This is a genomic window from Micromonospora sp. NPDC047793 (genome assembly GCF_040642635.1).
Lineage (GTDB): Bacteria > Actinomycetota > Actinomycetes > Mycobacteriales > Micromonosporaceae > Micromonospora.
Window position 1 is genome coordinate 118,278 of record NZ_JBEYSG010000007.1, and the last position, 26,993, is coordinate 145,270.

Sequence of the window (26,993 nt, forward strand, 5' to 3'; positions counted from 1 at the left end):
ACCGGGTCCGCGCACGGCGATCGGGACCGGCTTCCGTGGTGCGGAGGCCGGTCCCGACCGCTGTCATCGGCGGGTCAGCGTCGCGGTCGTCAGGCCGCGCCGAACCGCCACTGCTGGTTGGTGCCGCCGTGGCAGGTCCACTGCACCAGCCGGGCGCCGTCGGTGGTGGCCGCGCCGTTGACGTCCAGGCAGAGGCCGCTCAGCACGCTCCGGACCGTGTAGACACCACTGGTGCCGGTCGCCGTGACGGTGAACTTCTGCTGGTTGCCGGTGCCGCAGGTGGCCTGCTGGAGGAAGGCACCCGCGCTGGTGGACGAGCCGACGATCTCCGCGCACTTGCCGCTGTGCACCGCCTTGAGGGTGACGGCACCGCTGCCGGCGTCGACCGCCTGCCACTTCTGGTTGTTCCCACCGCTGGCGGCCCACTGGTGGATCTGGGCGCCGTCGGCGGTGGAGACCCCGTTGACGTCCATCACCTTGCCGCTGTGCTGCGCGGTGAGGGTCCAGGTCCGCCCGGCCACCCCACCGGTGCCACCGACACCGACCCCCGCACCGCCGAAGGTGTGCGAGTCGAGGTCGAACCAGTTGTTACCGCTGCCCTTGAAGACCAGGTACAGGGTGTGCGTACCGGCCAGGGCGGTGACGTTCACCGGTGGCGTCGACTGGTAGTTGTCCCAGCCGCCGGTGGCCGGCACCGGCGTGGTGGCCAGCAGCGTGCCGGTGGGGGAGCCGGCCCGCAGCTCGATCGTGCCGCCGCCGGACGGTGACGACAGCCGGTAGCTGACCGTGCTGATGCCGGAGAGGCTCATCGGGGTGAAGGCCACCCAGTCGTTGTTGGAGATGTCGCCGATCCGCTTGCCGCTCTCCGCACCGGCCTGGTCGACCACCCGGGTGCCGGACTGGCTGCTGTAGTACTCGGCCTGCTTGTGCTTGGGCTGGAGGATCACCTGGGCGTGCCCGGTCAGCGGTGCGGCCCCGCCCGCCCCGCCGTTGTCGGTGTAGCGCGCGTTGAGCACATAGAACAGGTTCGCGCCGTCCGGATGCCCGCCGAGCAGGTCGGTGGGGATGGTGCCGGAGCAGCCGGGCAGGTCGGTGGTCTCGTGCGCGTGGTCGTCGTGCCCGAGCGCCGGGTTGAGGATCACCTTGGAGCAGTCGATCGCCGCCCCACCCGGGTCGGAGACGCTGATCTGGTAGGAGACCCGGTCACCGAAGGTGAGCATGCCGCCGTGCGCCGGGGTGGTGATGGTGACCACCGGAGCGGTGTTGCCGACGGTGATCGCCACGTTGGCGAAGCCGGTCTTGCCGGTGCTGTCGGTGACCTTGAGCTGGGCGGTGTAGTTGCCGTTGGCGGTGTAGACGTGCGACGGGTTGGCCGCCGTCGACGTGGTGCCGTCACCGAAGGTCCACTGGTAGCTGATCGTGTCACCGGGGTCCGGGTCCGCCGACCCGGCGCTGGAGAACTGCACGGTCAGCGGGGCGTTGCCGCTGGTGGGCGTACCGGTGGCCTTGGCGATCGGGGACCGTCCACCCTGGACGTAGTCGATCCGGTAGAGACCCGAGTCGCTGTTGCCGCCGCCGAAGTTGGTGCCCCACTCCAGCAGGTAGAGCGATCCGTCCGGGCCGAACTCCATGTCCATCGGCTTGTTGAACCGGGTGGTGGGCAGGAACGCGTTGGTCCGGGTGACCGCCGTCGCCGAGTCGAAGTGCACCTCCTTGAGGTAGCTGCGCGACCACTCGTAGAAGAAGTGGACCCCGTCGTAGTACGGCGGGAACTTCGTCTGCGACGGGTTCGCCGCGTTGTAGCGGTAGACCGGGCCGCCCATCGGCCCCGAGCCGCCGGAGCCCAGCTCCGGGAAGGTGGTCGAGGTGCCGTAGCCGTACCACATGTTCGGCGCGACCACCGGGCGCAGGCTGGTCAAACCGGTGTTGTTGGGGGAGTTGTTGACCGGGGAGGAGCAGTTGAACTTGGCTCCGACCGCACCGGTGTCCGGGTTGTACGGCGCGTACGGCTGGTTGTCGCCGTGGCAGAAGGGCCAGCCGTAGTTGCCCGGTGCCTTGATCACGTTCAGCTCGACGAGACCCTCGGGGCCACGGTTGGTGGTCGGCGGGTTCCGGTCGGGTCCGTAGTCGGCCAGGTAGACCCAGCCGTTGGCCGGGTCGATGGAGAAGCGGAACGGGTTGCGGAAGCCCATCGCGTAGACCTCGGGCCGGGTCTGCGCGGTGCCCTGCGGATACAGGTTGCCCGACGGGATGGTGTAGCCGCCGCTCGCCGAGGGCCGGATGCGCAGCAGCTTGCCCCGCAGGTCGTTGGTGTTGCCGGCGGTGCGGGCCGCGTCGAGCATGTGCTTGCCCGAGCGCCAGTCCAGCGGCGCGTAGCCCTGCCAGTTAGGGTCGAGGTTGGGCGCGACGTCGTCACCGGTGCCGATGTAGAGGTTGCCGTCCGGCCCGAAGTCCATGTACCCGCCGGTGTGGCCGGGCTCCGGGTACGTCCGGTCGCGGTACGCCGGGATGTCGATGACGGTGACCCCGCTGGACATGTTCAACGTGTCACCGCTCAGCGTGTAGCGGGAGACCCGGTTGATGTCCGTGGAGCTGCTGGCGGGCGAGTGGTACAGGTAGACGTACCCGTTGGTGGCGAAGTTCGGGTCCAGGGCCAGCCCGGTGAGGCCGTCCTCACCGCCGGTGTAGACGCTGAGCGTGCCGGCGGTGACGGTGCTGCTCGTACTCGGCTTGAAGATCTTGATCTGGCCGCCGCGTTGGACGTAGATCACCCGACCGTCGGGGGTCACGGCCAGGGCCATCGGGTCGACGGTGTTGGTGTCCAGCGAGCGCTTCTCGAAGTTGCCCCAGACCGTGCCGCCGCAGTCGCCGGGCTCGTTGCCGGCGGCCCACTTCACCCCGCCGAGCACATGGTTGCGGAAGTGGGTCTCGCTGTAGGACTCGATGGCGTGGCCCATCGCGGTGGCCCAGACCCGACCGCCGCCGACGGCACGGCACCAGGAGATCGGGTGGTCCGGACCCATCGCCCGGGAACCGGGGTTGTACGTCCGTTCGTCGGCCGTGACCAGCACGTGCACGTCACCGCGCGGGTTCTTGTCGAAGTTGTACCACTCCTCGCTGCGGTTCCAGCGGTCCGGCAGGGTGGCCGTGGAGGGGTGCTTCTTGTCGGCCACGATGGCGGTGCCGGGCAGCACGCCGGGGGAGTGTTCCGGCATGTGCGCGCCGCCGTTGACGGTCTGGTCCCACCACGGGTACTCACCCTCGATGCCCATGTCCGTGGCGTTGTGGACCGCGACGATCCCCTTGCCGGAGGCGAGGAAACCCTCCACCGCCTGACGCTGGGCGGCCGAGGTCCAGACCATGCCGGAGGTCTGGAACATCACGAGGACGTCGAAGGTGGCGAGGTTGGCCGGGGTGAAGACGGCCGAGTCCTCGCTGTGCACCACCTCGAAGTTGTTGGCCGCCGCCTGCTGCTGGAACATCGTGACGCCGGCCGGGATGGAGTCGTGCCGGTAACCGGCGGTCTTGGTGAACACCAGGGCCCGGAAGGCGGGAGCCGCCGCCGCCGGGTTCACGACCGCGAAGGTCAGTAACAGACCCGCGATCACTCCGATGATGGATGTCGTGCGACGCATGGCGTCTCCTCGTGGGACGGGCGGGGGGATACGGGTGGCGCGCCAACGCTTCCGGTGGTGACTCACCGTCATGTCGGACTGAGGTGCCGTCGGGTGGGGGTGGGAAGCCGGAGCGCACCATGCATCGATGTCGTCGGATGTTAACGACGCCATGGATGGTGTCTCCGTGCCGGTGCTGGCTCTCGCGCAGGTGTGTTTTTCCCGGTCCGCGCCGGTGGGACGGTGCCCGAAAGTCCCTGGCGGACGGGGGATTGCGAACTCATACCCGAACATCTATCTTCATACGTGTGATGTTTCGGTTGTGTCAAGCGAAAGTTTGCGCACGACAACACGAAGTGCCGCACTTGGATGACAAAACAGTATGACCGTCCACGCTGGAGGATCTCCGGCGTCGGACGGCACCCGATCTTGGCTACTATCCGTGAGGATCTTCGACGATGTCAGACCGGCGTCCGGTGCCCCTGCTCGCGCTGCGGGGAATCAGCAAGTCCTTCCTCGGCGTCCGCGTCCTCGACGGGGTGGGTCTCGACGTCGCCGCGGGTGAGGTGCACGCCGTCGTCGGCGAGAACGGTGCCGGCAAGTCCACCCTCATGAAGATCGTCTCCGGCGGGTACGCCCCCGACGAGGGCACCGTCGAACTCGACGGCGAGCCGCGCGCCTTCGGCGGCCCCCGCGACGCCCAGCGGGCCGGCATCGGCATCATCCACCAGGAGTTCAACCTGCTGCCGGAACGCACCGTCGCGGAGAACGTGTTCCTGGGCCACGAGCCGACGCGCCGTGGCCTGGTCGACCGCCGCCGGATGCGCGAACGCACCCGGCAACTCCTGGCCTCGGTCGGGGAGACGGCCCTACCGGCCGACGCGCCGGTGGGGCGGCTCAGCGTCGCGCAGCAGCAGGTCGTGGAGATCGCCAAGGCGCTCGCCCTGGACGCCCGGCTGATCATCATGGACGAGCCCACCGCCGCGCTGGCCGACCACGAGGTGACCCTGCTCTACGCCCTGGTGCGCCGGCTCCAGGAACAGGGCATCGGCATCCTCTATGTCTCGCACCGGCTCGCCGAGGTCTTCGACCTCTCCGACCGGATCACCGTCCTCAAGGACGGCCGCCGGGTGACCACCACGGACACCGCCGACACCGGCGCCGACGACCTCGTCCGGCACATGGTCGGCCGCGAGCTGTCGCACTACTACCCGCCGCGCGCCGCCCCGGCCGACGTCGGCGCGGTCCGGCTCACCGTGCGGCGCGGCGGGAACCGCAGACTGCGCGACATCGACCTCGACCTGCGCGCGGGCGAGGTGCTCGGCGTCGGCGGGCTCCAGGGCTCCGGCCGCTCCGCCCTGGCCCGAGCCCTGTTCGGGGCCGCCCCGTTCACCACCGGCGAGGTCGGCCTCGACGGCCGACCGGTCCGGTTGCGCTCCCCGCGTGCGGCGATGCGGGCCGGGATCGCCTACGTCACCGAGGACCGCAAGGGCGAGGGCACGATCGGCCGCCAGTCGGTGCTCGACAACGCGTTGCTGGCCGGCCGCGCCGCCTTCCCGATCCGCTCCGGCCGGGCCGCGCGCACCGCCCGGATCCGGGAACTGCTCGCCGCCGTCGAGGTCCGCGCCGCCGGTGACCACCAGGAGATCCGCTTCCTCTCCGGCGGCAACCAGCAGAAGGTCGTACTGGCACGGTGGCTCGCCCTGCACCCCCGGGTCCTGCTCTTCGACGAACCCACCCGAGGCATCGACGTGGGCGCGAAGTCGGCGATCCACGACCTGGTCCGCCGCCTCGCCGCAGAGGGCGCCGCCGTGCTGATGATCTCGTCCGACCTGCCCGAACTGCTCGGCATGAGCGACCGGATCGTGGTCATGCGCGACGGCCGGATCGTGGGCGAACTGCCCGCCGGCAGCCGCGAGGAGGACGTGGTCGGGCTCGCCCTCGGCACGGTACGGGAGACCGCCGCGTGACCACCCGCGCGCTGCTGCCCGCCCGACGCCCGGTGCCCGGGGTGTTCGTGGCCCTCGCCCTCACCCTCACCATCGGCTGGCTCGTCGTCCTGCTCGACGGCGGTCAACTCGTCAACCAGTCGACGACGGTGAGCCTGCTGCACGTCGCCGCCGGACTGGGCTTCGTCGCCGTCGGGCAGACCCTGGTCATCCTCGGCGGCTCGCTGGACCTCTCCGTCGCGTACGTGGTCAGCCTGAGCACGCTGGTCGCCGCCGAGACGATGGCCGGTCGGGACAGCGCGATGCTGCCCGCGATCGGCCTGACGCTGCTGGTCTGCGCCGGGATCGGGCTGCTCAACGGCCTGCTCGTCACCGCCGGGCGGATCAACGCGTTCATCGCGACGCTCGGCGTCGGGCTGCTGCTCAAGGGATACCTCGACAACGGGTACGCCGGACCGGCCGGCAGCACCTCACCGACCCTCGTGCAGACCCTCGGCTACCAGCGCGTCGGGCCGGTGCCGGTGGCCTTCCTGCTGCTGCTCCTGGTGGCCGGGGCGGCCTGGTTCGCGCTCGCCCGGACCAGGTTCGGCCACCATCTGCTCGCCGTCGGCGGTGACGAGGAGGTCGCCCGGCTCTCCGGGGTACGCACCGACCGGGTGCGGGTCACCGCGCACGTGCTCTGCTCGCTCTGCGCCGGAATCGCCGGCATCTATCTCGCCAGCCGGCTCGGCTCGGGTGCGCCCCGGGTCGGCTCGGAGGGCCTCTACGACCTGGAGTCGATCGCCGCCGTGGTGATCGGCGGCACCGCGCTGGCCGGCGGCCGGGGCGGCGTGATCGGCACGGTCGGCGGCGTGCTGCTGCTCGCCACCATCGACGCCGTCTTCAACCAGCTCGCCGTCGACGCGTTCGCCAAGCAGGTGGTCCGGGGCGTGATCATCATCGCGGCGGTGGCCGTCTACGCCCGCCGGAGCATGCGGAAGGCGGCCGGGTGAGCACGCAGACCCTCCGGCGTCGGCTCGCGCCGGCGCAGTGGACCCGGCCCGGTGGCCTGGCACCGATCCTCGCGATCCTGGTGGTGCTGCTGGTCCTGATCACCGTCCGCCAGCCCGACTTCCTCAGCCCGCCGTCGCTGTTGTCGTTCCTCGGCCGCTCGGCGCCGATCATCCTGCTCGCCGCCGGTCAGTACTTCGTGATCGTCTGCGGCGAGTTCGACCTCTCCGTCGGCGCCCTGGTCACCGCGCAGGTGGTGGTGGCCGCCCGGCTGATCGACAGCGACCCGACGCGGACCTGGCCGGTGGTGCTGGTGCTGCTCGCCGGCGGCGCACTCGTCGGACTGGTCAACGGCCTGGTCACCACCCGGCTCGGGGTGCCCTCGTTCGTCACCACCCTCGGCATGTTCCTGATCCTCGTCGGCGCGGTCTACCTCTGGTCCGACGGGGCGCCGAAGGGCGGGCTCACCGAGGAGTTCCGGCAGTACGGCCGGCGCGCCTTCGAGGACGTGCCGCTGCTCGGCCGAGTCCCGTACGCGCTGGTGATCCTGGTGGTCGTCGCCACGGTGGCGGTGCTGCTGACCCGCGCCGACTTCGGGCGGATCCTGGTCGCCGTCGGCGACAACCCGCGCACCGCCGGGCTCAGCGGGGTACGCGTGTGGCGTACCCGCACCGCCGCCTTCGTCCTCAGCGGCCTCGCGGCGGCGGTCGCGGCGATCCTGATCGGCGGTTACAGCGGGGTCTCCTTCCAGGCCGGTGCCGGCCTGGAGTTCGGTGCCATCACCGCCGTCGTCCTCGGCGGTGTGGCGCTGGGCGGCGGCCGGGGCTCGGTCGTCGGCGCGATGCTCGGCGCCACCACCCTCGAACTGCTCTTCGCGCTCATGAACTTCTACGGCATCTCGGGCGCGCTCCGACCGGCGGTCCAGGGCGCCATCATCCTGGTCGCCGTGGCGGTCGCGGCCCGACGTTCCACGTCCAGATAAAGGGGATCCCGATGAAACGCTCTCTGGCCGCGCTCGGCGCGGTGACACTGCTCGCCCTCGCCGGCTGCGCCACCGACCAGCCGGTCGCGAACCCGTCCGGTGCCTCGTCCGCGCCCGCCGGGGCCGGCACCGGCGAACAGTCCTCCTTCTTCGAGCAGGCCGCGTACGACGCCGAGCTGGCCCTGTTGCAGGCCACGCCGACCGGCCCGGCGGACAAACCGTGGGAGCAGGCGCTCGACCCGGTGATGGTGGACACCGCCTCCTACAAGAAGGCCGGACCGCACCGCATCTGCTTCTCCAACGCGGCGCTGAACAACCCCTGGCGTCAGGTCGGCTACAAGACCATGCAGGCCGAGGTGGCCGCACAGGGGGACCGGATCGCCGAGTTCGTGCACGTGGAGGCCGAAGGTAAGGACCAGAAGCAGATCGCCGACATCAACGACCTGCTCGGCCGCGACTGCGACGCCCTGATCGTCTCGCCGAACACCACCGCCACCCTCACCCCGGCGGTGGAGGCCGCCTGCCGCACCGGGCTGCCGGTGATCGTCTTCGACCGTGGTGTCGACACGGACTGCCCGGTGACGTTCATCAACCCCATCGGCGGGTACGGCTTCGGTCACGTGGGCGCCGAGTTCGTCAGCCAGCGGATGAAGCCCGGCGGCAAGCTGCTCGCGCTGCGCATCCTGCCCGGCGTCGACGTGCTGGAGACGCGCTGGGCGGCGGCGAAGGTCGCGTTCGACAAGGCGGGCGTCGACGTCGTCGGCGTCGAGTTCACCGACGGCGACCCGGCCAAGACCAAGAAGATCGTCGACGACTACCTCCAGCGGTACGGCACCGTCGACGGCGTCTGGATGGACGCCGGAGCGGTCGCCGTCGCGGCGGTGGAGGCGTTCCAGGACGCCGGCAAGCCGGTGCCGCCGATCAACGGCGAGGACCAGCTCGACTTCCTCAAGGTGTGGAAGGAGGCCGGGCTCACCGCCATCGCGCCGACCTACCCGACCTACCAGTGGCGTACGCCGATCATCGCCGCCCTGCGGATTCTCGACGGTGAGCAGGTCTCCAAGCCGTGGAAGCTGCCGCAGCCGACCATCACACAGGAGAACCTGGACAGCTACCTCGACCCGGACATGCCGCCGCTGCACTACGCGATGTGCGGCTGCACCGACCTGCCCGGGTACCCCCAGCGCTGGAAGTAGGCCCCGGTGTACGAGATCGGCGTCAACCCCTGGGTGTGGACCTCACCGGTCGACGACGCGGCCCTGGCCGAGCTGGTGCCCCGGATCGCCGGCTTCGGCTTCGACGCGGTCGAGCTGCCGATCGAGCAGCCCGGGGACTGGGACCCGCTCCGGACCCGGGACCTGCTCGCGGCACACGGGCTGAGCGCCGCCGGCGTCTGCGCGGTCACCCCGCCCGGCCGGGACCTCGTCGACGCCACACCGGCGGTGGTGGCGGCCACCGTCGCGTACCTGAAGGGCTGTGTGGACAGCGCGGCGGCCGTCGGCGCGCCGAGCGTCGGCGGTCCGGTCTACGCCTCGGTGGGCCGGACCTGGCGGATGACGGCGGCCGAACGCGTCGCCTGCTACGCGGACTTCCGCCGGGCCCTGGCCCCGGTCGCCGAGTACGCCGGTACGCGGGGCGTCTCCATCGGAGTGGAGGCGCTCAACCGGTACGAGACGAGCGTGGTCAACACGATCGACCAGGCGGTGGACCTGATCGACGGCCTGCCGTCGAACGTCGGCCTGATGATCGACACGTACCACATGAACATCGAGGAGGCCGACCCGTACGCCGCGCTCGCCGTCGCCGGCCCGTACATCAAGCACGTCCAGGTCAGTGGCACCAACCGGGGCGCTCCCGGCAGCGACCACCTGGACTGGCCGCGCCTGTTCGCGGTGCTGGCCGGCACCGGCTACCGGGGTGCGGTCTGCATCGAGTCGTTCACCGCCGAGAACGAGACGATCGCCACCGCTGCGTCCATCTGGCGGCCCCTCGCCCCGTCGCCGGACCGGCTCGCCCTCGACGGCCTGGCCTACCTGCGCGGGCTCCTGGGCTGAGCCGGCCACCACCCCCGCACGGCCACCACCCGCACGATCACCACCACCCGTCCCAGCCGAAGGAGACCTCCCGTGTCCGGACCGCCTCGTCCCTCCACACCCCGCCGGGTGCTGGCCGCGGTGACCACGGTGGCGCTGACCAGCGTACTCACCGCCACCGTCGTGGCCACCTCCGCCGCCCCGGCCCTCGCCGCCACCACCACCCTCTACGCCTCGCCGACGGGCAGCGGCAGCACGTGCAGCGCCGCCGCGCCGTGTTCGTTGACCGGCGCGCAGACCGCCGTCCGTGCCCTGAACAGCGCGATGTCCGGCGACATCGTGGTGCAACTGGCCGACGGGACCTACCGGCTCACCGCGCCGCTGCGCTTCACCGCCGCCGACTCCGGCACCAACGGATACCGCGTGCTGTGGCAGGCCGCCCCGTCGGCCCGCCCGGTGATCAGCGGCGCCCGCGCGGTCACCGGCTGGTCCCTCGTGGACGCCGGACGCAACATCTGGCGGGCCAACGTCGGCGCCGGACTGGACAGCCGGCAGCTCTACGTCGACGGTGCCGTCGCCACCCGGGCGCGTACCCAGGTCAACCGGGCCGACTTCACCGCCGACAGCACCGGGATGCGGTTCACCAGCAGCGCGCTGGGCTACCTCAACAACCTGGCCAATCAGAGCCGCGTCCAGATGGAGAGCGTCAACTCGTTCACCGACCGGTACGTGTCGGTGCAGAGCATCAGCGGCAACCAGATCCGGATGCAGCAACCCGGCTGGAGCAACAACAACTTCGGGTACGACACCTTCACCAGCCCGCACCGGGCCGGACCGTTGTACCTGAGCAACGCCTACGAGTTCCTGGACGCGCCGGGGGAGTGGTATCTGGACCCGGGGAGCGGTGCGCTGTCCTACATCCCGTTGGCCGGGCAGAACATGAGCACCGCCCGGGTGGAGCTGCCGACGGTGCAGTCCCTGATCCAGATCGGCGGCACGTACGCGGCCCCGGCCCACCACATCACGTTCAGCGGGGTCACCGTGACCGGCACGAGCTGGCTCGGCGCCAGCAGCGCCCAGGGCTACGTCGACCAGCAGACCGGCGCGTACATCGCCGGCAACTGGAGCTGGCCCGCCTTCACCTCCTGCCACAACGGCTGCCCGCAGTTCGAGGCCACCCGCCCGAACTGGCAGCAGATGCCGGCCGCCGTGCAGATCTCGGCCGCCAACAACGTCACCTTCACCGACTCCTCGTTCGTCAACCTCGGTCAGACCGCCATCGGGATCGGCAACGACGCCAACGCCCACGGCAGCGGCGTCGGCCTCGGGGCCAGCACCATCACCATCACCCGGTCCGAGATCGCCCGTAACGTCGCCGGTGGCATCGTCGTCGGTGGCGTACGCGCCGACGCCCACCACCCCAGCGACCAGCGCATGGTCAACCGGGACATCACCATCAGCAACAACCGGCTGCACGACCTGGGCATCGAGTACCGGGGCATTGTCTCGGTGCTGACCACCTACGTCACCAACTCCACCGTCTCGTACAACGAGGTCTACAACATGCCGTACACCGGCATGTCCGTCGGGTACGGCTGGGGCTCCAACGACGCCGGGGGCAGCAACCACTACGCCGACCGGGGGCTGTACAACTACCAGCCGCGCTACAGCACCGCCACCACCGCGTCCAACAACCGGGTCATCGGCAACTACGTGCACGACGTCATGCAGCAGATGAACGACGGCGGCTGCATCTACACCCTGTCGGCGAATCCGGGCGGACTGATCGCCGACAACTACTGCCTGCGGACCAACGGCCACTTCGGGCTCTATTTCGACGAGGGCTCCCGCTACTTCACCGCCCGCAACAACGTCTTCTCGTCGACCGGCACCTGGGCCACCGCCAACTACTGGTACGCCGAGAACATGGGCAACTTCACCGTCACCAACAACTGGTCGACCAACGGCAGCAGCAACGTCACCAACGGCGATCGCGGCAACGTGGTCAACGGCAACGTGACGGTGAGCAACAACAACTGGCCCGCCGGGGCGCAGGCGGTGATGGCGGCGGCCGGTCCGCAGAGCGGCGGCGGCCAGCAGAACGTCCTACTCGTCGGCGGGCAGTCCGGTCGCTGCCTGGAGATCGGCGGATCGAGCACCACCAACGGCACGCAGGCCCAGCTCTGGGACTGTCACGGCGGCACCAACCAGCGCTTCACGTACACCGCCGCCCGGCAACTCGTGGTGTACGGCACCAAGTGCCTCGACGCGTCCGGTCAGGGCACCGCGAACGGCACCCTGGCGATCATCTGGGACTGCAACGGGCAGGTCAACCAGCAGTGGACGGTCAACCCGAACGGCACGATCACCGGCGCCCAGTCCGGGCTCTGTCTCGACGCCAGCGGGAACGGCACCGCGAACGGCACGAAGGTGCACCTCTGGGCCTGCCACGGCGGCACGAACCAGCAGTGGAACCTGCGTAGCTGAAGACGTCGGGTGGGACGGGTCCGGCCCCGTCCCACCCGACCCCGGCCGAGGCCGGGCGGCACGTGCCGCCCGGATCACGGTCACTGCTTCTTGGTCTCCCAGAAGATGGTCGAGATCTCCTCGATCCGGGCCAGGAGCTGCTCGGCCACGGCCGGGTCCGCGGACCCCTTCGCGCCGCCGGCCCCGGCCAGCTTGGTCGCCTCGTTGAAGAGCCGGTGCAGATGCGGGTACGCCTCGAAGTGCGGAGCCTTGAAGTAGTCGGTCCACAGCACCCACAGGTGGTGCTTGACCAGCTCGGCCCGCTGCTCCTTGATGATCAGCGAGCGGGTCCGGAACTCCGGGTCGTCGCTCGCCTGGTACTTCTCGCAGATCGCCTTGATCGACTCTGCCTCGATGCGGGCCTGGGCCGGGTCGTAGACCCCGCACGGCAGGTCGCAGTGGGCGCTCGCCACCGTGCGTGGCGTGAACAGACGTGACAGTCGCATGGCTTGCCCTTCTCGGTTTCCTTCCCTCGAACGCTAAAACCTCAACCGCACGTCAGGTCAACGCGGCGGCCGGGAGACGATGATCACCGGTCGGCGGACACGATCAGGGGACCGGCCCTCGACGTCGAGGAGCTTTCGGCTTCTCCGCCCTAATGTCGACATCGCGTCCGATTCGTCCGCCCGGCGTCCCGGCCGGAGGCGGACACCGGCGCGTCCGCGCGGATCGGGAACCCTGGAGGCTGACGGTGGGCGACGACAGGACCGGTACGGAACTGGGCCGACGCCAGTTCGTCAGGCTCTCGGGAACGGTCGGCGCCACGGGCCTCCTGGGCCTGGTCGCGGCCGGTCGGGCGCGCGCCGACGGCGGCCCCGCCGACGGGGGAGGCCCCCCGGCGAACCCGGACGTCCCCGGTGCTCCGGGCGCCGCCGCCTGTCCCACGCCCTCCGCCCTCTGCGGTTACCCGAGCGACACCGGAGGTCGGTACGACCTGTGGGACCGGGTGCAGGTCTGCACCGGAGCGAAGCCCGGACCGCCGTTCCCACAGTGCCTGCGCACCACCGCGACGTACGTGGTCCTCAACGGCGGGTCCGGGTCCAACCACGACTACCTGCTCGTCCCGACCTGCCGTGTCAGCGGCATCGAGTGCCCGTTCATCACCACCGCCGCCGCCCCGAACTACTGGCTCGACGCGTGGCTGAACGCCCAACCCGGCCAGCCCGGACACGTGGTCTATCCACACGTCGGGCTCGGCATCAACTCGGCCGACCCGATGATCCGGCAGCAGGACCAACTCCACATCCACCTGGCCGGGATCCACTCGGGCATCCAGACCCAACTACAGAACCACGACGCCGCGATCACCAACAACCCGGCCCGGTGGCGCGACCAGATCGTGCCGATCTGGGGGCTGACCAGCACCGGCGCCCCCGCGCCGCGCTCCTACCGGGTCCTGCACGTCGCCAACCTCAACGACAATCTCTTCCGCCTCCTGCTCGACAGCGTGGTACGACCGACCGGATCGACCATGGCGGCCCAGGCGATGGCGGTGACCCCACGCCTGATCGGCAACGGGGGCTTCTACGTCCTGAACAGCGAGCCGGGGTTGACCGTCCCGCCGGGCCAGCCCGGCGGCACCGGCACCGTCGACTTCCTGCTCGCCTACGCGTGACCCGAGCGGTCGGGCACCTCGGCCACGATGTGTCGTGTCCGGCCCCGGGCGGCGGAACACGACATGCTACACCAGCCGCGGTGGTGTGCCGTGCGGAGCGGGACGCCCTCGCGCGGTGGGCGACAAGCGGTGCGAGCGGCCATTTCACGGGTTGACGCCACGGTCGAATCGGACCCATTCTGGCCGGGTGGTCACATCTGAGGAACCGTTCGGTCCGCCGGAGCCGGTAAAACGCGCGACTGACGGGCGGCCGGGTGACTCGCTAGCGTATCAGGAACGGACGTCAAGATCATTGATGGCCCGGCGCGATCCCTGGGCACCCACCGCGCTGACGAGACATCGGGACGGTGAACGGAGATGACCCTGGCCAGTACGCGGACCGCCACGAACGTCCTGGACGACATGCTCGTGCCGCGCGGCTCCGAGCTGACACACCGCCTCATGAGGGGCGTACGGTCCGCTCTCTACTCACACACGGTGGCGGCCCGACGGGTGACGCTCGCGGCCGGTGATCTGTTGCACCAGACGGAGGGCGCGGACGGTCGTGTCTATTTCATCGACGGTGGCGCGATATACCTGGAGCACTATTCTCCGACCGGTCGCCGGACCATTATCGACGTGTTGTCGAGGAACGACTACTTCGGCGAGGACTCACTTCCCGGAATGCCGAACCAGTACATTCCCGCTGCCGTTGTCGACACGAATCTGATCGTGCTCGACACCGCCGTCCTGCGGGACCTTCTCGACGACGCGAGCATCTGCGACGTGTGGTTGCACAGCCAGATGTTGAAAGCGCGTCGGCACCGCTCGCTGCTGCTGCAACACACCACATCCGACTGCGAGGCGCGCCTGGCGATGCGACTGCTCGACCTGGCACAGGGGTTCGGGACCGCCTCCGGACGCACCATCCGGATCGGTCTCAAGCTGCGCCACGAGGACTACGCCGCGATGATCGGCACGACCCGCTCCCGGGTCGGACTGTTCCTGCAACGCTTCACCGATCGCGGGATGATCCGGAGAGCACCGTGCGGTTCCCTCCACGCCGATCCGCGCCTGATCGTCGACTACCTGATGGAACGGATGGGCCTGGGGCCGGGCCGGCTGGCTCGTCCCGACGCCGTGGCGTGACCGCTGCGTGCCCTGCGCCACCCGCAACGCCGCCGACTCCCACCTGCGACCACGTCGGCCGCAGGCGGGAGTCGGGGGAGACGACCGAGGGGTCACTGTTGGCCGCTCGGTTCCACGACCTTCTGCGTCGTGGTGCTCGGGGTGGCTGCGCGGGCCTGCTCCCGGGCCGACCGGACGTCGTGCCGGCGACGTCGCTCCCGGGCACCCCGATAGAGGCTGCGTCCCCAGAGCAGCAGCCCGCCGCCGTCGAGCAGGAAGCTGATCACCGCGATGGTGACGAAGTCAAACGACCCCATCATGGAGTCCTGGCCGGAGACGAAGAGCAGGAACTGGTAGATGAAGCCCCACAGCAGCGGGATCCCGACGAAGATCAGGGTGAGCAGGGCCATCAGGCGCCCGCCGATCCACGCCAGGGCGTACCAGCGCACGACGCGCATCTCCCGCCGGGGCAGGCCGGACTGGTCCACCCGGGGTGCGCGCCGCACCATCCGCGCGACCAGGTTGCGCAGGTAGTCCTCGGTGTCGGACATCAGGTTCCGGCAACCGAGCGCGGTGGCGACGATGTAGTAGCCGTCGGTCCGCAGGAACAGGAAGGTCTGCCAGATGATCCGGACCAGGTACGTGAAGAGCAGTGCCGTGAGCAGCAGCGCGCCCCACTCCGGCAGTTGCAGGTAGCCCTGCCGGCCCGCCCAGAGGGCGAAGACGAAGGACGAGGCGAGCACACCGTCCACCAGGGTCCCGGCGATGAACGCGACGAAGCGCTGCCGCTTCGGCGCCATCCAGATCGTGCTCATGTCGGTCTGGACCACCAGGATGTACATCTGGTTGCCGATGACGAGCCGCGACGGTACGCCCGCCGCCCGCGCCGCGACCATGTGCGCGGCCTCGTGGATCGCGACCCCGACCAGGGTGAGGATGAACGTCGCCCAGGTCAGCGCCGCGAAGTGGATGGGGAACAGCAGCGTCTCGCCGGGCGTGGGCAGCAGGTCGGGATCGTCGGCGGCGAGATACACGCCGCCCGCGATGACCAGGACGCAGAGCAGCAGCACGGGGAGGCTGACCATGCGGCGGGCCACCGTCGGGCTGAGCCAGTTCAGGCTCCAGCTGCGCCGGGGGCGGGACGTCGCGGCCGGGGCGGGGGCCGGGGTGGGGCCGGGTGCGGCGGCCTCGCCGTCGACCTCGACGAAGCCCTCGTCGCCCAGCGCGTCCAGGAAGTCGGTGATGTCGGGCGTCTCGGAGTACTTCTGCTCGTACTGGCGGACCGCCTCGCCCACCGAGTTGCCGGCGGCCAGCGAGTGGAGCAGATCCAGCCCTTCGGCGGGGATCGACAGGAATACCTGCCGCTCGACATCGCCGATGATGACGGTGTCGCCCTCCGTGCGGTGGTCGAACGGGCGCACTCGGACAAGTGTGTCTGGTGGGTAGCCGGCCATGGTCAGTCGTCCTTTTCGCTCATCTCATGCGGATCGATGAAGGCCGGCACCCGGAGTTGCCGTCCGGGTGCCGGCCTTCAGGTGGCGTGTCACCGTCAGGAGACGACACACGCAGCGGCGACAGCGCTGGTCTTCACCGACTCCAGCCGGCGAACCGTGAGCTTCTTCATGAAAATCACCTCCCTCGCGACTCGGGAACCACTACGGTGCCGGTCGCGGGAGAGATCGTCTGCTCACTTATGTGCATACGCCGATAGCGTGTGTGTGGCATTGAGCGAATCGAACCGAACATACATCACAAGCGACGCCGGTCCGGGGGTGTCCTGGTCGTGCCCACGGGAGCTACGCGTCGGCCCAGCCGGCCGGATTGCTGCACGACTCCCGGCTGATCCCCGAGCCGGTCTCCGGCCAGTCACCGAACCGCTCGTGATGCAGGTGGGAGAAGAGGTAGCAGAAGCCCTCGCAGCCGGCGTCGGGCACCGCCGTCGCCGGATTCGCCCGGACGGCCTCGTAGAACTCCCGGCCCAACGCCACGATGTGGCCGCGCGCGTACAGGAAGCCGTCGTCGGAACCGTCGGTGATCTCGTGGATGTCGGCGCGGTCGATGTCGTACAGCTTGCGCTCGATCACCCGGTCGAGGGCGACCAACTCCGCGCGGGACAGGTCGGCGGAGAGCCGGCGCAGCTCGTCGAGGAAGGGGTCGAGCCACGGGTCCATGGCGTACCCGTCGTCGTGCGCCGGATCGCGGTCGATCAGGGCGCGACGCAGGGCCGCCGGCTCCGGCCCCAACCCGGCCCACGCCTGCTCCACCAGCGCCCAGAAGCGGTCCTCCTCCTCGGCCGTCGGCAGCGTCGGGGGGACGGCAAGATCACTGTTCGTCATGGCCGGACGATAGCGGCGAGCACCGACATCGGGAGTCGGCGTGACGCACGGCGTGCGACCGGTCGCACATTGACAGCGACGGCGAGGGCCGATCAGACTGGCCCGACAATTCCACAGCCGCGGTCACGTGTGGGGGAAGTCCGGTCGAAGTCCGGCGCTGGCCCGCAACGGTGGGCCGCCGGGGGTAACCCCGGTGGCGAGCCCGAATACCTGCCGTACCCGCGCTCCTGCACCTCACCCGTCGTGGCCCACGGGTCGGAGGCCGGCCAGCCACGTCCTGACGGGCGGGCCGGGTTTCTGACGACCGCCGGGCCGGAAAGGCGCGCCCGATGGTCGTCCGCCTGAGCCGGCACCGCCCGCTCACCCTGCTCTGCGGCGTGCTCGCCGCCCTCACCCTGACCCTGACTCTCACCGGTCCGGCGATCGCCGCCCCCGTCCAGGTGGGCGGCGTCCGCTCGGACGCAGCCGCCGGTTGGCTGGCTCGGCAACTGGTCGACGGGGAACGATTCGAGACCGTCTTCGACGGCGTCGCGTACCCGGACCAGGGGTTGACCCTCGACGCGGTCTTCGCCTTCGCCGCCGCCGGTGTCGCCGACGACTTCGGCGCGTCGGCGCTGGCCTGGGTCACCCAGCCGGACGTCCGCGACGGCTATGTCGGCGACGGCACCACCGAGGCGTACGCGGGCGCGACCGCCAAGCTCGCCCTCGCCGTCGCGGTACGCGGCGGCGACCCGACCGACGTCGGCGGGGTGGACCTCGTCACCCGGCTGCGCGGGTTGCAGGCGCCCGACGGCCGCTTCACCGACCGGTCGGCGTGGGGTGACTACAGCAACGCGTTCAGCCAGTCCTTCGCGATCCTCGCGTTGCGCCGGACCGTGGCGGGCGTGCCCCCGTCGGCCGCCGCGTGGCTGGTCGGCACCCGGTGCCCGGACGGCGGCTACCCGGTGCTGCCGGCGCAGCCGGTCTGCGACTCCGACGTGGACGCCACCGCCCTGACGGCGCAGGCGCTGCGGGCCGCCGGACGACACTCCGACGCCGCCGCGGCACTGCGCTGGCTGGTGTCGGTGCAGCGGGTCGACGGCGGGTTCGTCAACGCCGACGGGATCGCCAACGCCAACAGCACCGGACTGGCGGCGCAGGCCCTGCGCGACGGCGGCCGACCGCTGGCCTGGCTGCGGGCCCGGATCTTCCTGACCGGGTTGCAGGTCGGCTGCGCCGCGCCGACGGCCGACCGGGGCGCCGTCGACTTCGACGGCGGGGCCTTCGACCCGGGCACCGCCACCCGCGCCACCGCCCAGGCCGTCCTCGGTGTCACCGGCACCGGGTACGCACGGCTCTCGTCCGTCGGCGCCGCCACCGGCGCACCCACCCTGCCCTGCCTCTGATCACCCACCGATTCCCGTTCCCTGAGGCGAAGGAGTGCCCATGTCCCATGTCCAGAGTCCCGCCCGCCGGTGGTTCGCCGGCCTGCTGGCCGCGGCCGTCGTCGCACTCGGCCTGATCGCCGTCGAACCGTCGCCGCGCGCCGCCCACGCCGCCGCCTGCACCGGCACGACCGGGGTCACCGTCGTGGTCGACTACGGCCCGCTCGGCGGTGGCGTCCAGGTGGCGTGCGCGCTCGGCGACCCGGCCACCGGGCTGGCCGCGCTCCAGGGAGCCGGCTACACGGTGACCGGGACGCAACGATGGGGTCTGGCGTTCATCTGCCGGATCAACGGCCAGCCGACCTCCGCCACCGAGCCCTGCGTCAACACCCCGCCGGCCAGCGCGTACTGGTCCTACTGGCACGCCTCCGGCAGCGGCGCCGCCTGGACCTACAGCACGCTGGGGGCGACCAGCTACAACCCGGCGCCGGGAACGGTCGAGGGATGGTCCTTCGGCACCGGCACCGCACCCAGCATTACCGCCCCCTGACCTGCGGGTTGCCTGACGGGCCGCGCGCCCGCCGGGTGTCGACGCCGTCTGGCGCCGTAGGGCGACCGGGCGGTACGGTGTCGACACCCGGCCTGCCGGGCCACAACTGAATGCGTCCCGTTCGGGGGGAAGCCGGTCGAAGCCGGCGCTGACCCGCAACCGTGTGCGAGCTCTGTCTCGCGAGCCGGAATGCCCCGAACAGGACGAGCGGCTTCCACTGTCGAGGTCTACAGGGTGGGGTCCGGGTAGCCGACTTTCGGCATCTCGTCGCGACCACGTGTACGGGATGCCGCCGGTGCCTTCCGGAGCTTTCACCGACCGCTCTGCGAAAGGCACCCCTCATGCTTTCCTGCTCGCTCCGGCGCGTCGGCGCCGGACTCGGCGCCGCGACCGCCACCGCGCTCGCCGTCGTCGTCGCCACACCGCTGGGCGGGGTGGCCGCACCGACCGCGACCCACACCGCCGCCGCCGGCGACGCCGCGCGCTGGCTCGCCGGCGAGTACGCCGACGGAGTCCTGCCCGGCCCGTTCGGCGGTGCCGACTGGGGCCTCACCATCGACGGCGTGCTCGCCCTCGCGGCCACCGGCGTCGACGCGTCGACCCGGCAGGCGGCGACCGCACAGATCGCCGCGAACGTGCGCTCCTACAACAGCTACGACGACTGGGGCATCGAGGGCTTCACCGACGGCGGGGCCACCGCCAAGCTGCTCTACGCCGCCTCCGCCGCCGGTGGTGACCCGACCGACTTCGGCGGCTGGGACCTGCGGGCGGAGACCCTGTCACTAGTCTCCGGCGCGGACACCGGCCACCAGCACGGCCGGATCACCAGCCGCACCACCGAGGCGTCCGGCCAGGACCCGTCCAACACCTTCGACCAGAGCTTCGCCCTCCTCGGGCTGGCCCGCAGCGGTGGCGCACCGCAGGAGACGGCCGACTTCCTGGTCCGGCAGCAGTGCGTGGCCGGCGGCTTCCGGCTCTATCCCGACGCGGACGGCGCACCGTCGCCGAGTTGCGACGCACAGGGCAACGCCACGCTCGACGTCGACTCCACCGCGATGGCCGTCCAGGCGCTGCTGGCCAGCGGGGCCGACGGCGCGGACGACGCCGCCCAGCGCGGTGCCCAGTGGCTGGCGGCACAGCAACGCGCCGACGGGTCGTTCGGCGGGTCGGGGCCGACCAGCGGCGCGAACTCCAACAGCACCGGCCTCGCCGGGCAGGCCCTGGCCGCTGCGGGGCGGGACAGCGAAGCGAAGCGGGCCGCCGAGGCGTTGGCGGCACTCCAGCTCACCACGGGCAACGGCGGTGTCGCCGCGGCCGAGGCCGGTGCCATCGCCTACAACACCGACGCGTTGACCGAGGCGGTCGGCGCGGGCATCACCGACAACCTCCGGGACCAGTGGCGTCGGGCCACCGCCCAGGCGCTGCTCGGCCTGGCCCAGGTGCCGCTCGGGCGGATCGGTCTCGACCCGCCGCCCACCGGCGGCCCCACCCCGTCGGCCAGCGCGTCGCCCACGCCCACCGGCTCACCGACGCCGACCGCGTCACCGACGCCGAGTTCGCCACCGACACCGACCGCCCCGCCCACCGCCAGCGCGACGCCGAGTCTGTCCCCGAGTGACACGCCGTCCACGCCGGTCGCCACACCGACCGTGAGCACCAGCCCGGTCGCGGGCGGCCCGGGACGCCTGCCGACCACCGGCGCGGCCATCGGCGCGTACGTGCTCACCGCGCTGCTGCTCGTCGGCGGGGGAGCGGTGCTGCTGGTGCTGGGCCGCCGGCGGGCCACATGAGCCGCCGTGCTATGCGCGCGGCACTGGTGCTCGCGCTGGCCGGCGCGAGCACGGCCGTCGGGGCGGTTCCGGCACAGGCCGCCGGCCGTGCCGGCCACTGTCCCGACGCCAACGGGGTGACCGTGGTCGTCGACTTCAAGGAACTCGGCGGTGGGGTGGTGGTCCGCTGCGCCCCGGGCGACCAGGCCACCGGTCTGGCGGCGTTGAAGAACGCCGGGTTCCAGATCGCCGGCACCCTGCGCTGGGGCGAGGGTTTCATCTGCCGCATCGAGGGCAAACCCTCGACCGCCACGGAGAAGTGCGTCGATACCCCGCCGGCCAGCGCCTACTGGTCGTACTGGCACGCGCCGGACGGGGGTTCGTGGGCGTACAGCGACCGGGGGGTCCTCAACCGCAAGCCACCGGCGGGCAGCTTCGAAGGCTGGTCGTTCTCCTTCAACCGTAGCGCCGACAACGCGCCCCGGCCTGCGGTGGCACCGAACCGGCCGGCACCACCCCCGCGCACCACACCTGCGGCACCGCCGCCGCCCCGCACCTCGGCACCGGCCTCGCCACCACCCGCACCAGCCCCGCCACCGCCGGGCGCCCCGCCGCCCGTGGTCCCGCCGCCGGCGGCAGGCGCACCCGGGGCGCCGGGCGTCGGCGCCCCGACCGGTGTGGGCGGTACGCCCGCCGCCCCGGCCCCGGTCGCGCCGACCGGCGATGCCTCCGGCCCGCCGCCGGAGGTGCCGCCGACGACAGGCGGCGTCCCGCCGCTGGGTGCCGCGCCCGCGCCACCGACCGACCCCACGGGATCGCTCCCGCCGGTCGAGGTCACCGGGGCCCGGGACGGCGACGGCCTGCCGCTGGGCACCCTGGCCGGCGTGTTCCTGCTGGTCGCGTTGGTCGGCGGAGGTGTCCTCGCGGCCCGTCGTCGGCGTACCGCCGAACCGGATGACTGATCGGGCCGTCGTCGACAGCGGCCCACACGCCCGGGTGCCGGTGCCGTCCAGGGCCCGGTCCGCCGGGACCGGCCGGTTGCCGCGCAGCCTGCACCCGGGCGCGTGGTGGTGCTGGGCGCTCGGACTGGCGACGGCAGCCAGCCACACCACGAATCCGCTGCCGCTGGCGATGATCGTCGCCGCGGCCGCGCTGGTGGTGGTCCGCCGTCGCGGCGACGCCCCCTGGGCGCTGGCGTTCCGGATGTACCTGGTGCTCGGTGCGGTGATCGTGGCGATGCGGGTGCTGTTCCGGCTCGTCTTCGGTGGTGGCCAGGGCGACCATGTCCTGCTCCACCTGCCGGAGATCCCGCTGCCCGCCTGGGCGGCCGGTATCCGGCTGTTCGGGCCGGTCGCCGCCGAACAGCTCCTCGGCGGCTTCTACGACGGGCTGCGGCTGGCCACGATGCTGGTCTGTCTCGGTGCCGCCAACGCCCTGGCCAACCCGAAGCGGCTGCTCAAGGCCGTACCCGGCGCCCTGTACGCGGTCAGCACGGCGGTGGTGGTCGCCCTGTCGGTCGCCCCGCAACTGGTCGAGAGCGTGCTGCGGGTACGCCGTGCCCGCCGACTGCGCGGCGCTCCCGGGCGTGGCCTGCGCGCCCTGCGCGGCATCGCCCTGCCGGTGCTGGCCGACGCCCTGGACCGGTCCCTCGCCCTGGCGGCGGCGATGGACTCGCGGGGATACGGGCGCACCGCCGCCGTACCGGCCGGTCAGCGTGCCTTCACCGGTGCCCTGGTGCTCGCCGGGCTGGTCGGTGTCTGCGTCGGCACGTACGGCCTGCTCGACGCGACCGTGCCCGGCTACCTCGGTCTGCCGATGCTGCTTGCCGGCCTGGCCACGGCGGTGATCGGGATGCTGCTGGCCGGGCGTCAGGTGCGGCGCAGTCGCTACCGCCCCGACCGGTGGCGGCTGGCCGAGCTGGCCGTCGCCGGATGCGGCCTGGCCACCGCTGCGGTGATGACGATCGCCGGCACGGTGGACCCGGAGCGGCTCTATCCGCCGGTCAGCCCGCTCACCTGGCCGGAGTTGACGCCCCTGGTGGTGCTCGCGGTGCTGGTGGCGGTGGCACCGGCCTGGCTGGCCCCACCGGCACCGACGGCGAATCCCGCCCCGCGACCGCTGCCCGTCCCGCCGGTGACGACGACCGACTTCACCGACCCCACGTCGCGCCGCGACACCGCCCAGCCGGAGGCGCACCGATGATCGACTTCGACCGGGTCACGGTGCGGTACGCCGAGAGCCGTGAACCGATGCTGCGGGACGCCTGCCTACACATCCCGGAGGGCGAGTTGTGCCTGGTCGCCGGGCGTACCGGGGCGGGCAAGTCGACGCTGCTGCGGGCGATCAACGGCCTCGTGCCGCACTTCACCGGCGGCACCCTGTACGGCACGGTGACGGTGCACGGCCGGGACACCCGCACGTACCCGCCGCGTGACCTCGCCGACGTCGTCGGCGTGGTCGGTCAGGACCCGCTCGCCGGTTTCGTCACCGACACCGTCGAGGAGGAACTCGCCTATGGCATGGAACAACTCGCGTTGCCCGCGCCGGTCATGCGCAAGCGCGTCGAGGAGACCCTCGACCTGCTCGGCATCGCCGAGCTGCGGGACCGTCCGCTGCGGACACTCTCCGGCGGGCAGCAGCAGCGGGTCGCCATCGGTGCGGTCCTCACCAGTCACCCGCAGGTGCTGGTGCTCGACGAACCGACCTCGGCGCTGGACCCGACGGCCGCCGAGGACGTCCTGGCCGCAGTCACCCGCCTGGTCCACGACCTCGGCGTGACCGTGGTGGTGGCCGAGCACCGACTCGAACGCGTCGTGCAGTACGCCGACCGGCTGCTCTACCTCCCCGGTGACGGCACTGTCCTCGACGGGCCACCGGACGCCGTCCTCGCCGACATCGACCTGGCCCCACCGCTGATCGAGTTGGGTCGTGCCGCCGGCTGGACACCCCTGCCGCTCTCCGTCCGCGACGCCCGACGGCGCGCGGGCGACCTCCGACAACGGCTCGCCGACGCGTCGCCCCCACCGGCGGCACCGGCACCGGAGGGCGTACCGGCGCTGGCCGCGCGGGGTGTGGTGGTGCGCTACCCGGGCACGGTGGCGGTGCGCGGTGTCGACCTCGACCTGCACCCGGGTCAGGTCGTCGCCCTGATGGGACGTAACGGCTCCGGGAAGTCGAGCCTGCTCTGGGCGGTGCAGGGTAGCGGCCCCCGACAGGGCGGCACGGTGACCGTGTCCGGCCCGGACGGCGACACGGACCCGAAGACGCTGCCCGCCGCGCGGGCCCGCCGCCGGGTCGGTCTGGTCCCGCAGACCCCCGGCGACCTGCTCTATCTGGAGACGGTGGACGCCGAGTGCGCCCAGGCCGATCGGGAGTCCGAGATGCCCGCCGGCACGTGCCGGGCGTTGCTGGACCACCTCACCCCCGGACTGCCCGCCGACCGGCACCCACGGGACCTGTCGGAGGGACAGCGGCTGGCCCTCGCGCTCGCGGTCCAGCTCACCGCCGCCCCGCCGGTGGTCCTGCTCGACGAGCCCACCCGGGGACTGGACTACCGGGCCAAACGGCAGTTCGCCACCGTGGTCCGGCGGCTGGCCGCGCAGGGGCGGGCGGTCGTCGTCGCCACCCACGACGTGGAACTCGTCGCCAGCCTCGCCGACCGGGTGGTGGTGATGGCCCAGGGCGAGATCGTCGCCGACGGCACCGCCGCCGAGGTCATGCTCGCCTCACCGGCGTTCGCGCCCCAGGTCGCCAAGGTCCTGGCCCCGCAGCCCTGGCTGACGGTGGACCAGGTCACCACGGCACTGGCCCGATCCGGGTCGGCGCGGTGAGCGTGCTGCGGGTCGCCCCGCGTACGGCCGTCATCCTGACCCTGGCCTCGGTCGCCGCACTCGCCACCTTCACCTGGCCGTTCTTCGTGCCCGCCCAGCCGGAGTCGATGGCGCGGACCACCGAGGCGCCGCTGGTCTTCATCGTCGTCCTGCCGGTCCTGCTCGCGCTCGTCCTGGCCGAACTCAGCTCCGGCGGCATCGACAGCAAGGCGCTGGCGATGCTCGGTGTGCTCGCGGCCGTCAACGCCGCGTTACGCCCGCTCGGCGCCGGCACCGCCGGGATCGAGACGGTGTTCTTCCTGCTGGTGCTGGCCGGTCGGGTGTTCGGGCCCGGCTTCGGCTTCCTGCTGGGCGCCATCTCGCTGTTCGCCTCCGCGCTGCTCACCGCCGGGGTCGGACCCTGGCTCCCGTTCCAGATGCTGGCCGCCGCCTGGCTGGGGCTCGGCGCGGGGCTGCTGCCGTCCCGGCTGCGGGGCCGGGCCGAGATCGCCGTGCTGGCCGGGTACGGTGCGGTCGCCGCCTACGCGTACGGGCTGCTGATGAACCTCTGGTTCTGGCCGTTCAGCGTCGGCGCGGACACCCAGCTCTCGTACGTCGCCGGTGCGCCGGTGCTGGAGAACCTGCACCGCTTCGCGGTGTTCACGGCCGTCACCTCCACCTTCGGCTGGGACACCGGTCGGGCGGTCACCACCGCCGTGGCGGTCGTCCTGGTCGGACCGGCGGTCCTGGCCGCGCTGCGTCGGGCCGCCCGCCGGGCCGCGTTCGACGCCCCGGTGACCTTCGCCGCGCCGGCCACGCCGACGGCCGGCCCGGCGTCGGGTACGCCGCCGGTCGGCGGCCGGTCGGTCACGCCGTCGGTCGGCGCCGGGCCGGTCACGCCGTCGGTCGGCGGCCGGTCGGGTGCGCCCGCCGTCGGGCACGGTGCCGGGCCCGACGCGGTGCCGACGGCTCCGCCGGGACGAACCGGGGACGGTACGCCACCCGAACGATGAGCCGGGGTGCCCGGTCGGCGGACGGGTGTGCCCGGACGTGGTCGAGGTCCCCCGTCACGCTCTCCGCGCCGTCCTGACTCCCGTCGCCGTGCCCGGCGGACGGCGTCGGGGACGGTCGTCGACACGATGAGTACCTGATGCGTCGCGGAGTGTGGCGGCGAGTGGTGGACGGGTGCCCGGATTGCGGTATCCGCAGGTGAGCGTGGGTTACGAGGTCGTAAATCGTGATCTGAGGTCGGCTCCGAACCGTTGACGTGGCCTCGCTCACGCTCCTATGGTGAACCACCAGTTCACTCAGTGATCCGATCCGGGCCGGGGGAAGCCCGGCGGATCCCACGCCAGACGACGCTTCCGAGGGATTCGGAGAGTGCCTGCATGACCGTGACAAGAACGACCACCGCCGCGGTGGCCGCCCAGGGCGGACCCGCCGGTCAGGTGGACCCGCCGACACCACGCCGCCGATCCGCCCGACTGGCCGCCGCGAGCAGACGCGGTCGCGATGCCGTCGGTGCCGTCCTCGTGGTGGCGGCGCTCGCCGGCCTGTGGGAGGGGTACAAGGCGGTGGGCCGGGCCGTCGGCGACGTCGTGCCCGGCACCCGGATCGCCTTCCCCGTCGCCACCGACGACCTGTCGATGCCGCACGTGTGGACGATCCTCGGCGCACTCGTCGAACCGGCCCGGCGCGGCGACGCGACCACACTCGGCGTCTATCTGCTCGGCGAGACCAGCGTGACGTTGCGCGAGGCGTTCTACGGCCTGGTGGCCGGCGCGTCGCTCGGACTGCTGCTCGCCGTCCTCTTCCTGAACGTGGTGCCGCTGAGCAAGGGGCTGATGCCTTGGCTGGTGGCGTCGCAGACGGTCCCCCTGGTGGCCATCGCACCGATGATCGTGATCTGGGGCGGCAAGGCCGGCGCACCCCCCTGGGTGGCGGTCACCGGCATCGCCGCCTACCTCGCGTTCTTCCCGGTCACCATCAACACCCTGCGCGGCCTCAAGTCGCCGCCGAAGGTCCAACTGGAGTTCATGCGCAGCGTCGGTGCCGGCCGTTGGCAGGTACTCGGGTGGCTGCGGATGCCCGCGGCGCTGCCCTTCGTCTTCGCCGGCCTGCGCCTCGCGGCGACCGCGAGCGTGGTCGGCGCGATCGTCGGCGAGCTCTCCGCAGGCACCGGCCGGGGCATCGGCCGGGCCATCCTCACCTTCGCCTACTACTACTCCAACGGCCCCGAGAAGTTGTACGCGGCCGTCCTGGTCGCGGCGGCGGCCGGCATCGTCTTCGTGCAGTCCCTGGCACTCATCGAGCGCGTGGCGCTCCGGAACCGGCAGACCCGGTGACCAC

20 protein-coding genes and 2 riboswitches are annotated in these 26,993 nt (G+C 71.8%); of the genes, 16 read left to right on the top strand and 4 right to left on the bottom strand.

The window, feature by feature from the left end:
* Positions 1–89 precede the first annotated feature (89 nt).
* Positions 90–3,635, bottom strand: a complete 3,546-nt coding sequence (locus ABZ738_RS16580) for a ThuA domain-containing protein (protein ID WP_131054888.1) — start codon at positions 3,633–3,635, stop codon at positions 90–92.
* A gap of 437 nt (positions 3,636–4,072) precedes the next feature.
* Here ABZ738_RS16580 and ABZ738_RS16585 point away from each other — a divergent pair, with 437 nt between their 5' ends.
* The 6 genes from ABZ738_RS16585 to ABZ738_RS16610 all read left to right on the top strand — a co-directional run bounded on the left by ABZ738_RS16585 (position 4,073) and on the right by ABZ738_RS16610 (position 12,055).
* Entirely contained in the window at positions 4,073–5,584 is a 1,512-nt protein-coding gene (locus tag ABZ738_RS16585) for a sugar ABC transporter ATP-binding protein (RefSeq protein ID WP_176093739.1), read from the top strand.
* On the top strand, positions 5,581–6,555 hold the full coding sequence (locus ABZ738_RS16590) for an ABC transporter permease (protein ID WP_176093740.1): 975 nt from the start codon (positions 5,581–5,583) through the stop codon (positions 6,553–6,555). Before ABZ738_RS16585 ends, ABZ738_RS16590 begins: the two co-directional genes overlap by 4 nt.
* Positions 6,552–7,535 (top strand): ABC transporter permease, encoded by a 984-nt coding sequence (locus ABZ738_RS16595; protein WP_176093741.1) that lies wholly within the window; start codon positions 6,552–6,554, stop codon positions 7,533–7,535. The genes ABZ738_RS16590 and ABZ738_RS16595 overlap by 4 nt, the downstream gene beginning before the upstream one ends.
* 11 nt (positions 7,536–7,546) lie before the next feature.
* Positions 7,547–8,731 (top strand): substrate-binding domain-containing protein, encoded by a 1,185-nt coding sequence (locus ABZ738_RS16600; protein WP_357214066.1) that lies wholly within the window; start codon positions 7,547–7,549, stop codon positions 8,729–8,731.
* A 6-nt stretch (positions 8,732–8,737) separates the two neighbouring features.
* A complete protein-coding gene (locus ABZ738_RS16605) occupies positions 8,738–9,589 on the top strand; it encodes a sugar phosphate isomerase/epimerase family protein (RefSeq protein WP_357214069.1) in 852 nt (283 codons plus the stop codon).
* Positions 9,590–9,661: 72 nt separating this feature from the next.
* On the top strand, positions 9,662–12,055 hold the full coding sequence (locus ABZ738_RS16610; protein WP_357214072.1) for an RICIN domain-containing protein: 2,394 nt from the start codon (positions 9,662–9,664) through the stop codon (positions 12,053–12,055).
* 80 nt (positions 12,056–12,135) lie between these two features.
* On the opposite strand, the gene sodN is transcribed toward ABZ738_RS16610, so the two are convergent.
* A complete protein-coding gene (gene sodN, locus ABZ738_RS16615) occupies positions 12,136–12,540 on the bottom strand; it encodes a superoxide dismutase, Ni (protein ID WP_131054169.1) in 405 nt (134 codons plus the stop codon).
* Positions 12,541–12,785: 245 nt separating this feature from the next.
* On the opposite strand from sodN, the gene ABZ738_RS16620 reads away from it, so the two are divergent.
* Together ABZ738_RS16620 and ABZ738_RS16625 are read left to right on the top strand one after the other, a co-directional pair.
* Positions 12,786–13,709 carry a CDP-diacylglycerol diphosphatase gene (locus ABZ738_RS16620; RefSeq protein ID WP_176093744.1) on the top strand — a complete coding sequence of 308 codons (924 nt, stop codon included), beginning with the start codon at positions 12,786–12,788 and terminating at the stop codon, positions 13,707–13,709.
* A 357-nt stretch (positions 13,710–14,066) separates the two neighbouring features.
* A complete protein-coding gene (locus ABZ738_RS16625) occupies positions 14,067–14,837 on the top strand; it encodes a Crp/Fnr family transcriptional regulator (RefSeq protein WP_176093745.1) in 771 nt (256 codons plus the stop codon).
* A gap of 92 nt (positions 14,838–14,929) precedes the next feature.
* Here the strand turns inward: ABZ738_RS16625 and ABZ738_RS16630 are convergent, their stop codons facing one another.
* Positions 14,930–16,237, bottom strand: a complete 1,308-nt coding sequence (locus ABZ738_RS16630) for a hypothetical protein (RefSeq protein WP_357214077.1) — start codon at positions 16,235–16,237, stop codon at positions 14,930–14,932.
* A 375-nt stretch (positions 16,238–16,612) separates the two neighbouring features.
* Complete coding sequence (locus tag ABZ738_RS16635) at positions 16,613–17,152, bottom strand: DUF4240 domain-containing protein (protein ID WP_176093747.1); 540 nt, start codon at positions 17,150–17,152, stop codon at positions 16,613–16,615.
* Between the two features lie 103 nt (positions 17,153–17,255).
* Positions 17,256–17,385, top strand: a riboswitch (cobalamin riboswitch).
* Between the two features lie 96 nt (positions 17,386–17,481).
* On the opposite strand from ABZ738_RS16635, the gene ABZ738_RS16640 reads away from it, so the two are divergent.
* The 8 genes from ABZ738_RS16640 to ABZ738_RS16675 all read left to right on the top strand — a co-directional run bounded on the left by ABZ738_RS16640 (position 17,482) and on the right by ABZ738_RS16675 (position 26,989).
* Positions 17,482–18,537 (top strand): peptidase, encoded by a 1,056-nt coding sequence (locus tag ABZ738_RS16640; RefSeq protein WP_357214080.1) that lies wholly within the window; start codon positions 17,482–17,484, stop codon positions 18,535–18,537.
* Between the two features lie 40 nt (positions 18,538–18,577).
* Positions 18,578–19,066: a hypothetical protein gene (locus ABZ738_RS16645; RefSeq protein WP_357214083.1), complete on the top strand. Its 489-nt coding sequence runs from the start codon at positions 18,578–18,580 to the stop codon at positions 19,064–19,066.
* A 125-nt stretch (positions 19,067–19,191) separates the two neighbouring features.
* A riboswitch (cobalamin riboswitch) is annotated at positions 19,192–19,261 on the top strand.
* A 146-nt stretch (positions 19,262–19,407) separates the two neighbouring features.
* Positions 19,408–20,856, top strand: coding sequence for a prenyltransferase/squalene oxidase repeat-containing protein (locus tag ABZ738_RS16650; protein WP_357214087.1), 1,449 nt, complete (start codon positions 19,408–19,410; stop codon positions 20,854–20,856).
* Positions 20,853–21,797, top strand: coding sequence for a hypothetical protein (locus tag ABZ738_RS16655; protein WP_357214090.1), 945 nt, complete (start codon positions 20,853–20,855; stop codon positions 21,795–21,797). Before ABZ738_RS16650 ends, ABZ738_RS16655 begins: the two co-directional genes overlap by 4 nt.
* On the top strand, positions 21,790–23,037 hold the full coding sequence (locus ABZ738_RS16660) for a CbiQ family ECF transporter T component (RefSeq protein ID WP_357214093.1): 1,248 nt from the start codon (positions 21,790–21,792) through the stop codon (positions 23,035–23,037). The genes ABZ738_RS16655 and ABZ738_RS16660 overlap by 8 nt, the downstream gene beginning before the upstream one ends.
* Positions 23,034–24,665 carry an ATP-binding cassette domain-containing protein gene (locus ABZ738_RS16665; protein WP_357214096.1) on the top strand — a complete coding sequence of 544 codons (1,632 nt, stop codon included), beginning with the start codon at positions 23,034–23,036 and terminating at the stop codon, positions 24,663–24,665. The genes ABZ738_RS16660 and ABZ738_RS16665 overlap by 4 nt, the downstream gene beginning before the upstream one ends.
* Positions 24,662–25,657 (top strand): ECF transporter S component, encoded by a 996-nt coding sequence (locus tag ABZ738_RS16670; protein ID WP_357214099.1) that lies wholly within the window; start codon positions 24,662–24,664, stop codon positions 25,655–25,657. The genes ABZ738_RS16665 and ABZ738_RS16670 overlap by 4 nt, the downstream gene beginning before the upstream one ends.
* A 375-nt stretch (positions 25,658–26,032) precedes the next feature.
* On the top strand, positions 26,033–26,989 hold the full coding sequence (locus ABZ738_RS16675) for an ABC transporter permease subunit (RefSeq protein ID WP_131053153.1): 957 nt from the start codon (positions 26,033–26,035) through the stop codon (positions 26,987–26,989).
* Positions 26,990–26,993: the final 4 nt, after the last annotated feature.